The organism is Ruegeria sp. BHSA191 (genome assembly GCF_059613325.1).
The window spans coordinates 156,221-170,802 of sequence record NZ_JBXWSH010000005.1 but is presented as its reverse complement, the minus strand read 5'-3'; the positions used below and the strand labels follow the sequence as shown (position 1 = coordinate 170,802).

At 62.9% G+C, this 14,582-nt stretch carries 17 protein-coding genes and 1 tRNA gene; 8 read left to right on the top strand and 10 right to left on the bottom strand.

The annotated features are described in order from the left end of the window. The first annotated feature begins 47 nt into the window (after nt 1-47). The 4 genes from AC2FNS_RS07655 (at nt 48) to AC2FNS_RS07640 (ending at nt 3,761) form a co-directional block, all read left to right on the top strand. Nucleotides 48-713: an NnrU family protein gene (locus tag AC2FNS_RS07655; RefSeq protein WP_496711513.1), complete on the top strand. Its 666-nt coding sequence runs from the start codon at nt 48-50 to the stop codon at nt 711-713. 70 nt (nt 714-783) lie between these two features. Continuing rightward, complete coding sequence (locus AC2FNS_RS07650; protein ID WP_496678947.1) at nt 784-1,305, top strand: DUF2478 domain-containing protein; 522 nt, start codon at nt 784-786, stop codon at nt 1,303-1,305. Between the two features lie 90 nt (nt 1,306-1,395). Next, complete coding sequence (locus AC2FNS_RS07645; RefSeq protein WP_496711512.1) at nt 1,396-2,643, top strand: D-arabinono-1,4-lactone oxidase; 1,248 nt, start codon at nt 1,396-1,398, stop codon at nt 2,641-2,643. Beyond that, nucleotides 2,640-3,761 carry an alanine racemase gene (locus tag AC2FNS_RS07640; protein WP_496711511.1) on the top strand — a complete coding sequence of 374 codons (1,122 nt, stop codon included), beginning with the start codon at nt 2,640-2,642 and terminating at the stop codon, nt 3,759-3,761. The genes AC2FNS_RS07645 and AC2FNS_RS07640 overlap by 4 nt, the downstream gene beginning before the upstream one ends. Nucleotides 3,762-3,764: 3 nt before the next feature. Here AC2FNS_RS07640 and AC2FNS_RS07635 read toward each other — a convergent pair whose 3' ends face one another. The 6 genes from AC2FNS_RS07635 to AC2FNS_RS07610 form a co-directional block, all read right to left on the bottom strand. Next, on the bottom strand, nt 3,765-4,520 hold the full coding sequence (locus AC2FNS_RS07635) for an ABC transporter ATP-binding protein (RefSeq protein WP_093964811.1): 756 nt from the start codon (nt 4,518-4,520) through the stop codon (nt 3,765-3,767). Between the two features lie 9 nt (nt 4,521-4,529). Beyond that, complete coding sequence (locus AC2FNS_RS07630) at nt 4,530-5,285, bottom strand: ABC transporter ATP-binding protein (protein ID WP_496685956.1); 756 nt, start codon at nt 5,283-5,285, stop codon at nt 4,530-4,532. Between the two features lie 12 nt (nt 5,286-5,297). Next, nucleotides 5,298-6,503, bottom strand: coding sequence for a branched-chain amino acid ABC transporter permease (locus AC2FNS_RS07625; RefSeq protein WP_496678790.1), 1,206 nt, complete (start codon nt 6,501-6,503; stop codon nt 5,298-5,300). A gap of 3 nt (nt 6,504-6,506) precedes the next feature. Next, on the bottom strand, nt 6,507-7,538 hold the full coding sequence (locus AC2FNS_RS07620) for a branched-chain amino acid ABC transporter permease (RefSeq protein WP_170340251.1): 1,032 nt from the start codon (nt 7,536-7,538) through the stop codon (nt 6,507-6,509). Nucleotides 7,539-7,642: 104 nt separating this feature from the next. After that, on the bottom strand, nt 7,643-8,989 hold the full coding sequence (locus tag AC2FNS_RS07615) for a substrate-binding protein (RefSeq protein WP_496711510.1): 1,347 nt from the start codon (nt 8,987-8,989) through the stop codon (nt 7,643-7,645). A gap of 406 nt (nt 8,990-9,395) precedes the next feature. Continuing rightward, nucleotides 9,396-9,479, bottom strand: a tRNA-Tyr gene (locus tag AC2FNS_RS07610). Nucleotides 9,480-9,595: 116 nt separating this feature from the next. Here AC2FNS_RS07610 and rlmB point away from each other — a divergent pair. From rlmB to AC2FNS_RS07590, 4 genes are all read left to right on the top strand, one after another. Then, nucleotides 9,596-10,369 (top strand): 23S rRNA (guanosine(2251)-2'-O)-methyltransferase RlmB, encoded by a 774-nt coding sequence (gene rlmB / locus AC2FNS_RS07605; RefSeq protein WP_496711509.1) that lies wholly within the window; start codon nt 9,596-9,598, stop codon nt 10,367-10,369. Between the two features lie 12 nt (nt 10,370-10,381). Continuing rightward, nucleotides 10,382-10,672 carry a hypothetical protein gene (locus AC2FNS_RS07600; RefSeq protein ID WP_496678949.1) on the top strand — a complete coding sequence of 97 codons (291 nt, stop codon included), beginning with the start codon at nt 10,382-10,384 and terminating at the stop codon, nt 10,670-10,672. 145 nt (nt 10,673-10,817) lie between these two features. After that, nucleotides 10,818-11,225, top strand: a complete 408-nt coding sequence (locus AC2FNS_RS07595) for a YHS domain-containing (seleno)protein (protein WP_496678798.1) — start codon at nt 10,818-10,820, stop codon at nt 11,223-11,225. A 201-nt stretch (nt 11,226-11,426) separates the two neighbouring features. Further along, a complete protein-coding gene (locus tag AC2FNS_RS07590; protein WP_496678799.1) occupies nt 11,427-11,897 on the top strand; it encodes a CoA-binding protein in 471 nt (156 codons plus the stop codon). A gap of 4 nt (nt 11,898-11,901) precedes the next feature. Here the strand turns inward: AC2FNS_RS07590 and AC2FNS_RS07585 are convergent, their stop codons facing one another. The 4 genes from AC2FNS_RS07585 to hisA form a co-directional block, all read right to left on the bottom strand. Further along, nucleotides 11,902-12,477, bottom strand: coding sequence for a hypothetical protein (locus AC2FNS_RS07585; RefSeq protein WP_496678800.1), 576 nt, complete (start codon nt 12,475-12,477; stop codon nt 11,902-11,904). Between the two features lie 85 nt (nt 12,478-12,562). Beyond that, entirely contained in the window at nt 12,563-12,880 is a 318-nt protein-coding gene (locus tag AC2FNS_RS07580) for a phosphoribosyl-ATP diphosphatase (RefSeq protein ID WP_496711508.1), read from the bottom strand. Beyond that, entirely contained in the window at nt 12,877-13,638 is a 762-nt protein-coding gene (gene hisF, locus AC2FNS_RS07575) for an imidazole glycerol phosphate synthase subunit HisF (protein ID WP_496678803.1), read from the bottom strand. Before hisF ends, AC2FNS_RS07580 begins: the two co-directional genes overlap by 4 nt. Before the next feature lie 122 nt (nt 13,639-13,760). Then, entirely contained in the window at nt 13,761-14,483 is a 723-nt protein-coding gene (hisA, locus tag AC2FNS_RS07570) for a 1-(5-phosphoribosyl)-5-[(5-phosphoribosylamino)methylideneamino]imidazole-4-carboxamide isomerase (protein WP_496711507.1), read from the bottom strand. Nucleotides 14,484-14,582 lie beyond the last annotated feature (99 nt).

Sequence of the window (14,582 nt, the reverse complement as noted above, 5' to 3'; positions counted from 1 at the left end):
GGGCCGTTTTCCCCGGTATTCCGGGTGCAAAACAGGCGGATATGACCATGGCCGGTTGGGGCGCTTTTGTTGCTGCACTTCTGATCTTTCTGCTCAGCCACGCCATTCCGGCGCGTCCGGCAGTGCGCGGGCGGCTGATCGGGTTGATGGGGCGCGGACCCTATTTCGCGGTCTATTCCGCGCTGTCGCTGGCGGTTCTGGCCTGGCTGATCGTGGCCGCGGCCAACGCGCCCTATGTCGAGGTCATCCCGCCGCTGGCGATCCTGCGCTGGGTGCCTCTGCTGGTGATGCCCGTCGTCTGCTGGCTGGCGGTGGCCGGGCTGGCGGCGACCAACCCGTTTTCCTTCGGCGGGCTGGGAGGTCGCCCGTTCAACCCCGAGCTGTCCGGTCTCCTGCGGACCACCCGCCACCCGATCCTGTTGGCGATAGTGTTGTGGGCGCTGGCGCATCTGCTGGCCAATGGCAGCTTGGCACATGTGGTCCTGTTCGGCCTGTTCGCGGGTTTCGCCTGGATGGGCATGGTCCTGATCGACAGGCGCAAGGCGCGCGAGATGGGGGCCGATTGGCCGCACCTGTCGCGCAACACAGCACGCCTGTCGCTGCGGCTGCCGCGCCCCTGGCCGAGGCCCTGGGTCTGGTTGGTGGCAGGGCTGGCCTATGCCGCGCTGTTGCACCTGCACGCGCCGGTGATCGGAGTGTCTCCGCTGCCTTGATGCGGTGCTGGAAGGGGCGCCTCATGCGTGCTAATTGAAACAACACGATGAAACCCAGAGAGGTCTGCCGATGCACCTGGCCTATGTCACCACTACCGATCGCGGCGCAACCGACCGCCTGCTGAGCGCGGTTGCTGAACGTCTGCTGGCCAAGGGCGCCCGTCTGGCCGGTGTGGTTCAGACCAACTCCGAATGCGCCGACAGCAGCAAATGCGACATGGACCTGCGCGTGCTGCCGGATGGCGAAACCATCCGTATCTCGCAGTCGTTGGGCAGCCAGTCGCGCGGGTGCCGACTGGACCCGGCGGCGTTGGAGCAGGCGGTGGGCTATGTGACGGCGTCTTTGGCCAACCGTCCGCAATTGCTGATCGTCAACAAGTTCGGCAAACACGAGGCCGATGGCCGCGGGTTCCGCCCCGTCATCGCCGAGGCGCTGTCGCTTGACATCCCGGTTCTGGTCGGGGTCAACGGCCTGAACCGTGACAAGTTCGTGGAATTCACCGATGGTGCGGCGCAGGCGCTAGAACCCGATCTGGACGTCATCGAGGCCTGGTTCGACAGCGTCGCCAACCTGCGGCCTGCCGCCGAATAACAGTTTTCCCGACGTAACGTCCTGAAAACCGGTATTGTTCGGTTTCGCCCCGGCTGCAATCCTCTGCTCCGGATGGGAGGAGGATCAGCCATGTGGCAGAACTGGGCAGGCAACCAGACCAGCCAAATACGGCCCAAGCGGCTGACCACGACCGAAGACCTTCAACAGTTGATCGCCTCGGCCGAAACCCTGCGTCCGGTCGGGGCAGGGCATTCCTTCACCCCGCTGGTTCCGGGCGCGCAGCATATCATTGACCTGACAGCCTTGAACCTGCCCCCCGTGACGCGGGTCGAAGGGGAGCGGGCTTGGGTCAACGCCAATGCCCGGCTGCGCGATCTGTCGCCGGCACTGGCCGAGCACGGCAGGGCCTTCCGCAATCTGGGTGATATCAATGTGCAGACCCTGGCCGGCGCGGCAGCCACGGCGACCCACGGCACCGGGCGCACCCTGCCGTGCCTGTCTGCCGAAATCACCGCGGCCCGGCTGATCGGCGCTGGCGGGCAGACCCTGACCACCGACGATATTCCGCTGAACATGGTGCAGGTTTCGCTGGGTCTGCTGGGCATCGTGATCGAGGCACAGATCAACGTCCTGCCGAAATACAATCTGCGCCGTCGGGTGCGTCTGTCCGACCTGCAGGACACACTGGAGCGCATGCACCAGCATTGGGACGAGAACAGGAATTTCGAGTTCTTCTACATCCCCTTCACCGGCAAGACCGTTGAAATCCGGCACGATATCACCGACGCGCCCAAGACCCGCGCGCCGCGCGATCTGGACATGATCGCCGTCAAGGTTCTGAAGCTGGCGCGCAATGCGGGTCGGTTCAGCCCCGGCTCGCGGCGCGCCCTGCTGCGTCTGCTGACGCTGGCCCAGTCCGACGAGGACTACGTCGGTGAAAGTTGGCGCGTTCTGTGCAGCGACCGGCACATCCGGTTCAAGGAAATGGAATACCACCTGCCGTCCGAAACCGCGGGGGACGTGCTGTCCGAACTGATCCGACGGTTGGAGTGCGACCATGGCAACATCTATTTCCCGATCGAGGTGCGGCAGACCGCAGGCGACGACGCCTGCCTGTCACCTTTCCAAGGGGGGCCGCGCGTATCGGTTGCCATCCACACCGATGCGAAGGAAGGCCATCTGCGCTATTTCGAGGCGATGGAGCCGCTGTTCCTGCAGGCTGGCGGCCGCCCCCATTGGGGCAAGCTGCACAGCCTGACCTATTCCGATCTGTCGCGCCTCTATCCCGATTTCGATGCCTTCTGCGCATTGCGCGAAAAGCTGGACCCAAAGGGCAAGTTCCTGACACCAGCGCTGGCCCGGATGTTTCGCCCATGACCGAGGGCTATCTCGAACATTTCGCTCAAGCGCTGCGCGATCACGGTGTCGACCGGCCGGTCGCCGTCGTCGATCTGGACCGGGTCGAGGCGAATTGTGACGCCGCCCGCGCAGGGTTGGGCCACGGCCTGCAGGCCCGGTTGGTGGCCAAGTCTCTGCCGTGCCTGCCACTGCTGGATCATATCCGTAGCCGGACTCAGACATCCGGCCTGATGAGCTTTTCCGAATCCATGCTGTCGGCCCTGCTGGCCGCCGAGCCGGACACCGATCACCTGCTGGGCAAACCGCTGCCGGTCACCGCCGCCCGGCGGATTCTTGAGACGCATCCCGACGCCACCCGGCGGGTGCAGTGGCTGATCGACACGCCACAGCGGCTGGACGCGTATCTGTCGCTGGCCGCTGACACGGACCAAACCCTGCGCCTGTCGCTCGAGATCGACGTGGGCCTGCACCGCGGTGGCTTGGCCGCCGATCAGGTCGCAGGCGTTGCGGCGCGGATCGCGGGTCATGCCCATGCCGCTCTGTCGGGGCTGATGGGGTACGAGGTGCATTTGGCCAAACTGCCTGCGTTGCTCCGACGCCGCGCGCGGCGAGCCAGTGCGAAAGCCTATGAGCAGGCGGTCGCTGCGCTTGGGCAGGGGGCGCAGGGGCTGTGCCTGAACACCGGCGGCAGCCTGACCTTCCAAGATCCGGCCACGCGGAGCCTGGCGACCGAGGTCGCCTTTGGGTCGGTTTTGGTGAAACCTTCGGATTTCGACCACGCATCGACGCAGGCGTTTTCGCCCGCTCTGTTCCTGGCCACGCCGGTTCTCAAGGTGATGCCGCGCAACCCGGTGCCGGGGATCGACCTGCCCGGACTGCGCCGGACCAACCTCGCCATTTCCGGTGGGCACTATCTGGCCAGCCCCGTCTGGCCCGACGGGTTCGGCTATTCCGGCGTGTTCGGGCGTTCAAGCAATCAAGAGGTCTGGGTGGGTCCCAAAACAACCAAGGCGCAGCCCGGAGATATCGCCTTGCTGCGCCCCAGTCAGAGTGAAGCGGTTTTGAACCAGTTCGGCACGGTTCTGGCCCTGCGGCAGGGGCAGGTCGTGGCCGAATGGGCCTGCCTGCCCAATTGACGGTCAGATCGCCAGATATTCCTCCCGCAGCTGGGTGTTTTCCAGCACTTCGTCCGCGGTGCCGTCAAACACGATGCAGCCGGTGTCCAGAATGATTGCCCTGTCGGCCAGTTGCAGCGCGCGTACGGCGTTCTGTTCGACGATGATGGTGGTCATGCCCTGCTGCTTGATGTGGATCAGCGTCTTTTCGATCTCGTCCACGATCACCGGGGCCAAGCCCTCATAGGGTTCGTCCAGCAGCAGCACCTTGATGTCCCGGGCCAGCGCGCGGGCGATCGACAGCATCTGCTGTTCGCCGCCCGAAAGAGTCACACCCTCTTGCTTGCGCCGTTCGCCCAGACGCGGGAACAGCTCGTAGATCCGTTCCAGCGACCAGCCGATCGGGGGGGCGATCTGGGCCAGCTGCAAGTTCTCCTCGACCGTCAGGCCTGGGATGATCCGCCGATCTTCGGGCACAAGACCCAACCCGGCGGCGGCGGCCTCGTAGCTGGTCATGTTGTGAAGAGGCTTGTGGTCCAGCCAGATTTCGCCGTGGCGCACCTCGGGCTCGCCCACGCGCGCGATCGAGCGCAGAGTCGAAGTCTTGCCGGCCCCGTTGCGCCCCAGCAGGGCGAGGATCTCGCCCTCGTGGACGTTGAAGCTGACGCCTTGGACGATGTAGCTTTCGCCGTAGTACGAATGCATGTCCCACACCGACAGGAACGCGGGCGCGGTGCTGGCCATGTTGGCGTTTTTCGAAAAGTCAGGTTTCTCGTTCATAGCTTTTCCTCACGCCGCCTCGCCCAGATAGGCTTCTCGGACCTTGGGGTTTCCGCGGATGTTTTCGGGGGTGTCTTCGACCAGCGGCGTGCCCTGCGCCAGAACGGTGATCCGCTCGGCCAGGCTGAACACCACATGCATGTCGTGCTCGATGATCGCGATGGTGATGTCGCGCTCATCCTTGATTTGCTTCAGCAGGTCGATGGTGTTGTTGGTGTCGGCCCGTGCCATACCGGCTGTGGGCTCGTCCAGCAGCAGCAGGCGAGGCTTCTGGCTGAGACACATGCCGATCTCGAGTCGCCGCTTGTCACCGCGCGAGAGCGAGGCTGCATGCATGTGCCGTTTGTCGGCCATGTTCATCTCTTCCAGCATGACCTCTGCCTGTTCGACCACCTCTTTCTCGTTGGCGATGGTCTCGTAGGCGTGCATGCGGAATGCCCCGTCTCGCATCGCGAAGATGGGGATCAGCATGTTCTCCATTACGGTCAGTTCGCCAAAGATCTCGGGGGTCTGGAACACCCGGCTGATGCCCATCTGGTTGATCTGGTACGGCTCGCGCCCCAGCACAGACTGGTTGTCGAACAAGACCGAACCGGTATCCGGGATCAGCTTGCCCACCAGGCAGTTCAGCAGGGTGGACTTGCCCGCCCCGTTGGGGCCGATGATCGCATGGACCGAGTTCTCCTCGACGCTCAGGTTCACGTCCGTCAGGGCCTTGAGGCCGCCGAAGCGCTTGCTGACATCTTTTACTTTCAGAATTGCCATTGACGCGTTCCCTTATTCTGCCGGCTCGGTTTTGCCTTCGCGGGTGTCGTCCCCGCCAACGCTTTTGCGGCGGATCCAGTTCAGCAACCGCTGACCGCCCTCGACCAGCCCGCCGGGCAGGTAGATCACCACCAGCATGAACAGGATGCCCAAGGTCAGGTGCCAGCCCTTGCCGATGAACGGGTGGATGATGAACACCACCGCGTCCTCGAGCCCGTCGGGCAGGAAGGCGAACCAGCCGTGCAACACGTTGTCGTTGATCTTCGAGAAGATGTTCTCGAAATACTTGATGAAGCCAGCACCCAGAACCGGTCCGATCAGAGTACCGGTGCCGCCCAGGATGGTCATCAGAACGACCTCGCCCGAGGCGGTCCATTGCATCCGCTCGGCGCCGGCCAGCGGGTCCATCGCGGCCATCAGGCCACCGGCCAGGCCGGCATACATGCCCGAGATCACAAAGGCTGCCAGCGTGTAGGGCTTGGAGTTCAGCCCGGTATAGTTCATCCGCTGCTGGTTCGACTTCACCGCTCGCAGCATCATGCCGAAGGGCGAGCGGAAGATGCGGATCGCCAGGTAGAACACCACCATCATGATCACCGCGCACAGATAGTAGCCCGCGTTGAAGTCAAAGCTCCACGCGCCGACATCCATCGTGTAGGTCGCGCGCATCGGCAGGCCGAACAGATGCGGCAGATCGGGCGCATTGGCCCCCTGCAGGATCTGCGGATCGTCGGCATAGACCTGCAGGCCGGTTTCCCCGTTGGTCAGGTTGAACTTGGGGTTCGACAGCACCGAATAGGCCAGCGCAAAGCTCATTTGCGCGAAGGCCAGCGTCAGGATCGAAAAGTAGATCCCCGACCGGCGCAGGCTGACATAGCCGATCAGAACCGAGAACAGCCCGGCGACCACGACGCTCAGCGCGATGGCTGGAATGACGTTGTAGCTGAGCAGCTTGAACATCCAAACGGCCGAGTAGGAACCCACACCCAGAAAGGCCGCGTGGCCAAAGGACAGGTATCCGGTCAGGCCGAACAGAATGTTGAACCCGATCGCAAAGATGCCGAAGATCACGAACCGCTGCATCAGGTCCGGATAGCCCGCGTTGAACTGCGCCATGGCGCTGTCAGTGGGGAAGGGGTTCAGGATGAAGGGGGCCAGCAGCGTCAGGATTGCGACGACGATCAGCAGGCTTGTGTCTTTCTTGTTCAGTCCCAGCATGGGTTATTCCTCCATCACGCCTTTGCGGCCCATCAATCCCCGCGGACGGGTCAGAAGAACGATGATCGCGACCAGGTAGATGATAATCTGGTTGATGCCCGGGATCGTGGTGGTCGCCCAAGTGGTCGAGGCAAAGCTTTCAAGGATGCCCAGAAGGAACCCGGCCAGAACCGCACCGGGTAGCGAGCCCATGCCGCCGACGACCACGACCACGAAGCTGAGCACCAGAAAGTCCATTCCCATGTGATAGTTGGGCGGGTTCAGCGGCCCGTACATCACGCCCGCGAGGCCAGCCACCGCGGCGGCGATGCCGAACATGATGGTGAACCGGCGGTCGATGTTGATGCCCAAGAGGCCCACGGTTTCTCGGTCGGCCATGCCGGCGCGCACCACCATGCCGAAGGTGGTGAACTGCAGGAAAGAGAACACGCCTCCGATGATCACGACCGCGAACAGGAAATAGACCAGTCGCCAGATCGGATAGATGATGGCATTCGGGTCAAAGCCAAGCGCCACGCCCAGATCGACAGACCCGCTCAGCGCGGCAGGCGGCGGGGTCTGGATCGGGTTGGCGCCGAAGAAATACTTGATGATTTCTTGCAGAACGATGGCCAGGCCGAAGGTCACAAGGATCTGATCTGCATGGGGACGCTTGTAGAAATGCTTGATCAGGCCGCGTTCCATCACGTAGCCGACCATCAGCATGATCGGGATCGCGAACAGGATGGCCAGTGGCACGGACCAGTCGATGATGGTCGCGCCCAGCTCGGGGCCGAACCAGCTTTCGACATAGGGGGTCTTCACCTTCAGCGGGTTGCCCAGAAAGTCGGTCTGGGTCTCATCGACAACCTCGTAGCTGAGGTTGAAGATCTTCTGAAGCGTGACGGCACAGAAGGCGCCGATCATGAACAGAGCCCCGTGGGCGAAGTTCACCACGCCGAGCGTGCCGAAGATCAGCGTCAGCCCCAGCGCGATCAGCGCATAGGCCGAGCCCTTGTCCAGCCCGTTCAGAATTTGCAGTAGGATTGCGTCCATTGTCCTTACCTTTGACTGGTCCCGGCAGCTCTTCCCGGTCATGAGACCGGGAAGAGCCGTGTTGCGGACTCAGAGATTTCCTTGTGGAAAATCTCGTGCCGTGGTTATGCGCCCGGGTTGCACTTGCCCAGGTCGCCGCCGGCGAACATCGGGTGATCCGGTGCGTACTCGACCTGCGCCCGCGGGGTGATCTCGACGATCTCCAGCGTGTCATAGGCGTTGGTCGGGTTCATATTGCCACGCACGACCAGCACGTCCTTGAAGCACTGGTGGTCGTCGGCGCGGTACAGGGTCGGACCATTGCCCAGCCCGTCGAACTCAAAGCCTTCCAGGGCCTCGACGACGCCGCAGGGGTTGAAGGTGCCGGCGCGCTCGCACGCATCCGCGTACAGCAGAACCTGGGCATAGCAGGTCTGGGCCGAGTTCGACGGCGGTTTGCCGTATTTCTCGCCGAAGGACTTCACGAAGGCCTTGGTGCCCTCATCCTGCAGCTGCCAGTTCCAGTTCATCGAACCCAGCACGCCTTTGATGTTCTCGCCCGCACCGGCGGCCATCAGTTCCGAATACAGCGGAACGACGATCTTGAAGTCCTTGCCGTTCACGACCTTGTCGAGCAGGCCGAACTGGATCGCGTTGGTCAGCGAGTTGACCATGTTGCCGCCGTAGTGGTTCAAAACCAGCACGTCCGCGCCCGAGTTCAGAACCGGCGCGATGTAGGACGAGAAGTCGGTCGATGCCAGCGGGGTCTTGACGGTGTTGACCGTCTCCCAGCCCATCGCCTCGGTCGAGGCCACGATCGACTCTTCCTGGGTCCAGCCCCAGTTGTAGTCGGCGGTCAGGTGATAGGCCCGACGGTCGGAACCCATTTCCTTGGCCAGCACCGGCGCCAGCGCCGCGCCCGACATGTAGGCGTTGAAGAAGTGACGGAAGCCGTTCGCCTTCTTGTCCTTGCCGGTGGTGTCGTTGGCGTGGGTCAGGCCGGCCATGAAGATCACGCCCGCCTCTTGGCAGAGGCCCTGAACCGCCACGGCCACGCCCGAGGACGAGCCGCCGTTGATCATGATCGCGCCATCTTTTTCGATCATCGACTTGGCCGATGCGCGCGCCGCGTCCGACTTGGTCTGCGTGTCGCCGGTGACGAACTCGACCTTCTTGCCCAGGATGCCGTTGCCTTTCAGCGCCTTCGACGTGAAGGTGTTCAGGCAGCCGCCGTCGCCTTCGCCGTTCAGATGCTCGACCGCCAGCTGCTGCGCCAGCAGTTCGTCATTGCCTTCTTCGGCATAGGGGCCGGTCTGCGGCACGTTGAAGCCCAGCGTGACCGATCCGCCCGTGGGTTCGTTGGTATAGGCCGCGGCCGACGAGGCGGTGAAGATCGTCGGCAGAGCCAGACCGGCGCTTGTGACGGCACCAGATTTCAGCACGCCGCGACGCGTGACAGATTTGTTTGACATGAATTCCTCCCATTCAGCGGGTTGCGCCCTCGGGCTCCTCTTCCGTCGGGTAAAACACAACCTCGCAAGCCGAGTATGGGGGGCAGAAGGAAAATTCCCCAACAAGTGGCTGGAAAGGAAATATTATTTTGTAAAAAAGTGAACTGTCCATCGAGGAGAGTTGTAAAGATCGGCAAGAGGATTCGGATTATCCCGCTGTTGCAAATCGGTTTCCTCGAAAACTTTTGTGCCGTCCGGCGACAGAACGGTCGGTGCCTTCCTACAAGCTTGGCAGGCATTTTGCGGTGTGCAACCGCATGCTTTGCCGCGGCGCGCATGTTTTCCCGGCCATTGACGCAGTGTCGGGCGGATTCGCGTCATCCAGACGGGCGCCCCGGACACCATTTCCAACAAGCTCGAGTGGAGATGGTGGGCGACCCTGGAATCGAACCAGGCGTGCGTCTCCGCGAGGGAGTTACAGTCCCCTGCCACACCTTGCGGCCTGTCGCCCACTGTCAGGCGTTGCACCTGACGTGGAGGCGTGATTACTAGCGCTCAAAAGCAGCGTCAACAGGAAAATTTCGCGTTGGCGCAGGAAACATCCTTCCCGGCCCGGAGGCCAGCAAAATGAAGAAACCGAAGTGGGTGATCGAGAAAGAACAGGCGCGCAAAGCGGCGGCGTCTGAAACAGTCTGGCTGTTCGGATTGCACGCCGTGCGCGACGCGCTGATGAACCCCAAGCGGCAGAAACTGCGCCTAATCGTGACCCGCAACGCGCAGGACAAGCTGGCGGATGCGATCTCGGAGGCCGGACTGCAGCCCGAGGTCGTCGACCCGCGCAAGTTCACGGCACCAATCGACCCGGGCTCGGTGCATCAGGGCGCGGCGCTTGAGGTCAAGCCGCTGGAATGGGGGGGGCTTGCCGAGAATTGCATCGGGCGCAAAAACCCTCGGGTGCTGCTGCTGGACCGCGTGACCGATCCGCACAATGTGGGCGCGATTCTGCGCTCGGCCGAGGTTCTGGGCGCCAGCGCGGTCATCGGCACACGCCATCACTCGGCGCCGGAAACCGGTGCCCTAGCCAAGACCGCCAGCGGGGCGCTGGAGCGCCAACCTTACCTGCGGGTGCGCAACCTTGCCGACGCGATCGTCGAGTTGCAGAATATGGGGTTCCTGGTTCTGGGCTTGGATGGTGAGGCCGATCAGACCATCGAGGCGGCGCTGGACGGCCGGCGCGATCAGCCCGTGGCCCTCGTGCTGGGGGCCGAGGGGCCGGGGTTGCGGCAAAAGACCAAGGAAACCGTGGATAAACTTGTCAAAATCGATGCGGCGGGCGGTTTTGGTTCGCTGAACGTCTCAAATGCTGCGGCGATTGCCCTATATGCGTCTCAGCCGCACTGAAAGGAGACAGCCATTCCCGCCCCGTCCAAGATTGCCACATGCTGTTACTGCGGCACACGCGCCGCACTGGTCCTGAAAGGCCGCGAGCGGCATGAGTTGAGCTGTTCCAGTTGCGGCGCCCCGCTGCATGAGCTCAAGATGCTGCCGCGCAAGAAAGCACCGGAACCCGAGCCGCGCAAGACGGACAGCGTGGCAGTGCGGCGCAACGTGCCGATCAAAAACAAGCGCCGAAAAAAGAAAAAAGGCCTGCTGTATCGTGTGCTCGACGAAGCCTGGGATGTTATCGAGGACGTTTTCGATTGAACGCAGCGTGACACGCGGCTTCACAACTGCGTCAAGGGGGTTTCGCGGCGCGAAAAAAGTTGCATCTTGAAGCGCCTATTGCCCTCAAACTGTGACTGCTATGCTGACTCGACGCTCTGTCCTTACCGGTCTTTCCCTAGCCTGCATGGCCCCGACCACGCTGTGGGCGCAAAAGCGACCGGTGTTCTTTGAAACTGCAAGCGGCGCGATGGCGGGCTTTGATACCGTGTCCTATTTCCGGGATGGTCGCCCCGTACGTGGCAAGCCAGACATCGTGGTGATGTGGAAGGGAGCGGCGTGGCATTTTGTTTCTCAAGAGAATCGAGAGGCGTTCGAAAGCAATCCACGGGCCTTCGCTCCGCGGTTTGGCGGCTATTGCGCCTTCGCCATGGCACACGGTCAGCTTAGCAGCACGGACCCGACAGCCTGGAAAATTGTGGACGGGCGCCTGTACCTTACACATTCACCCGAGATCGAGAGGGTATGGGAGGCGAACATGGCGGAATACATCCGCAAGGCCGAAGTGAACTGGCCTGACATCTTGTATCGATGACTGGAGAACGTGCGCCGAGATCAAGCTGTCATCACAAAATTGTTCGCAGCCCCTTTTTTTTCCTCAACTCGTGCCTAAATGTCACAGTGACCGCGGAATGGAACTGCCGCGGGTCATTTCACTGTCCCTCGTTCCAACAACTGGCGCTCAAGGTATCCTTGGGCGCTTTTTTCTTTTCCGAGTCACGGCTAGGCTGCAGCCATGACTGACTATTCCGATGACTTCCTCAGATCCGTCCTGAAACGCACCAAGGTGGTAGCGGTCGTTGGCGTGTCGATGAATCCGGTGCGGCCCAGCTATTACGTCGCGCGCTACTTGTCGCTCAAGGGGTACAGGGTGATTCCAGTCAATCCCGGCCATTCCGGAGCTGATCTTTTCGGTGAAACCGTTCGGGCTTCGTTGGCCGAAATCTCGGAACCTGTTGACATGGTGGACATTTTCCGCAGGTCCGAAGCCGTTCCCCCGATCGTGGACGAGGCATTGGCCACTTTTCCCGACTTGCGCACGATCTGGATGCAGATCGGTGTCGAAAACGCCGAGGCCGCCGCGGTGGCGCAGGCGCGCGGGGTTGATGTGGTGATGAACCGCTGCCCCAAGATCGAATATCAACGCTTGTTCGGAGAGCTGCGTATGGGCGGGTTCGCCACGGGGATCATCTCGTCCAAGCTCTAGCTGCTCAGTTGACCGCCGCCGGTCTCAGCCGGGCCACCTGCTCTTGCCGTCGTTTCTCCAGCACGATGTCGCGCGGGACCCATTCGTACCGCGAGTCCTTGCGCAAGGGCGCCCAGAAAAGAATCCCGCCATAGCGCCAGGGGTCCAGGACGACTCCATCATACATCGAAGTGCCGCGGCGGCTGATGATCGCCGTGCTGTGATCTATTCGGAACGGGTTGTCGGCATTGGCGATCGCGCGGTGGAGGGTCAGCGTGTGAAACTTCTCTTGGTTCAGGCGGCGTTCCATGTCCTCGGCCCAGTGCCAGCACAGCCCGCGCGGCCGCAGCCCCTTGTTGACCTTGGCATTGTGGATCAGCGGCGGATCGGTGATCTGGTATTCCTGCGCCAGCTGCGCGGTGTAGGCGTAGGCGATTCGAGCCGCGCGCTGGGCCTCTTCGGGGTCCACCTCGGGCCCCAGCGCCCGGATCTGGGCTGCCAGACGCGCGACATCGTCGCTGCGGGCGGGCGGCGCGGACGTGCATGCGCCCAGCCCCAGAATGGCCAGCATCGTCATTGTCCAGATCATGGGTTTGAACATGCCTGCGTCCCTTGTCGACCCTGCGCCCGACGGGCGCTTCGGTCAACCAGTATAGGGCGCGGACGCTATTGGTGAAAGCCGGGTGTCAGCCCCGGTCGCGTGCGGCCTTTTCGGCGATGCCGCTGGTGCCTTGCCGCCTGGCAAGCTCGGCCAGAACGTCTTCCAGCGCCACGTCGCGCGCGGCCAGCATGACCAGCAGGTGATACAGCACGTCGGCGGCCTCGGATGTCAGCCGGTCGCGGTCGCCCTTCACGGCTTCGATGATCGCCTCCAAGGCTTCCTCGCCGAACTTCTCGGCGCATTTCTCGGGGCCTTTGGACAGCAGCTTGGCAGTCCAACTGGATTCGGGGTCCGCGCCCTTGCGGGATGCGATCGTGGCGGCCAGATCATCCAGTATGCTCATGTCAGCCTCATGGGGATACCCGCAGCGGCCATGTGTTCCTTGGCCTCGCGGATCGTGTATTCGCCGAAATGGAAGATCGACGCCGCAAGCACCGCGCTGGCCCCACCTTCGGTCACGCCTTCGACCAAGTGGTCCAGATTACCCACGCCGCCCGAGGCGATCACCGGCACGTCGACCGCGTCCGAGATCGCGCGGGTGAGGGGAATGTTGAACCCCGCCTTGGTGCCGTCGCGGTCCATCGATGTCAGCAGAATTTCGCCAGCGCCCTTGGCGACGACGGTTTTGGCAAATTCGACGGCGTCGATGCCGGTAGGTTTGCGCCCGCCGTGGGTGAAGATCTCCCATTTGCCGGGGCTGACGGTTTTGGCGTCGATGGCGCAGACGATGCACTGGCTGCCGAACTGGTCGGCAGCTTCGGCGATCACGTCGGGGTTGGACACGGCGGCCGAGTTGAAGCTGACCTTGTCGGCCCCCGCCAGCAGCAGCGCGCGCACGTCATCCTTGGTACGCACGCCTCCACCCACTGTCAGCGGTACGAAGCACTGCTCGGCCGTGCGCTGAACCACGTCGAACATGGTGCCGCGGTTTTCGTGGGTGGCGTGGATGTCAAGAAAGCAGATCTCGTCAGCGCCGGCGGCGTCATAGGCCTTGGCCGATTCCACCGGATCGCCCGCGTCGCGCAGGCCCACGAAGTTCACGCCTTTGACTACGCGGCCATCGGCGACATCCAGACAGGGAATGATGCGGGTTTTCAGCATGGGGTGGTTATAGCCCTGGGGATTCTGTCGGCGCAATTTGTTTTGGCGGGGCAGAGGGCTGTCGGCCCCCTCTTGGCCTGCGGCCAATTCACCCCGAGGATATTTCGGGCCAGAGTAAGCGGTCAGTCGCGCAATGCTGCCAGCGCTTGGCGCAGATCCAGCGCTCCGTCATAAAGCGCGCGACCTGAAATCGCGCCGTTCAAGTTTGCGCCGCAGTCGCGCAGGGCGATCAGGTCGTCCAGCGAACTGACCCCACCGCTGGCGATCACCGGGATCGAGACTGCCCGGGCCAGTTCGGCCGTGGCCTCGACATTGGGGCCTTGCATCGCGCCGTCGCGGTTGATGTCGGTGTAGATGATCGCCGCCACGCCCGCGTCTTCAAAGCTGCGCGCCAGGTCGGTCACCATCACGTCGGTTTCCTCGGCCCAGCCCTTGGTGGCGACGCGTCCGTTGCGTGCGTCGATGCCGACGGCGACCTGGCCGGGAAAGGCCTTGGCCGCCTGACGGACCAGATCGGGGTTTTCCACCGCAACCGTGCCCAGAATCACCCGGGCCAGCCCTTTGTCCAGCCAGGTCTCGATCGTGGCCATGTCGCGGATGCCGCCGCCCAGCTGGGCCGGTACCTCGCAGGACTTCAGGATCGCCTCGACCGGGGCGGCGTTCACGGGTTCCCCGGCGAAAGCGCCATTCAGGTCCACCAGATGCAGCCATTCACAGCCGGCTTCGACAAACGCGCGGGCCTGGGCGGCGGGGTCCTCGTTGAAGACTGTGGCCTTATCCATCTCGCCGCGCAGAAGGCGCACGGCCTGGCCGTCTTTCAGGTCGATTGCGGGGTAGAGGATCATGTCGGGCGGCCTTCTCGTGACTGGTACTGGCGCGGGATATGGCACAGGCGGGGCAGGGGATGCAACGCGACGCAAAGTCAATCTTGCCGGAACGGGTGC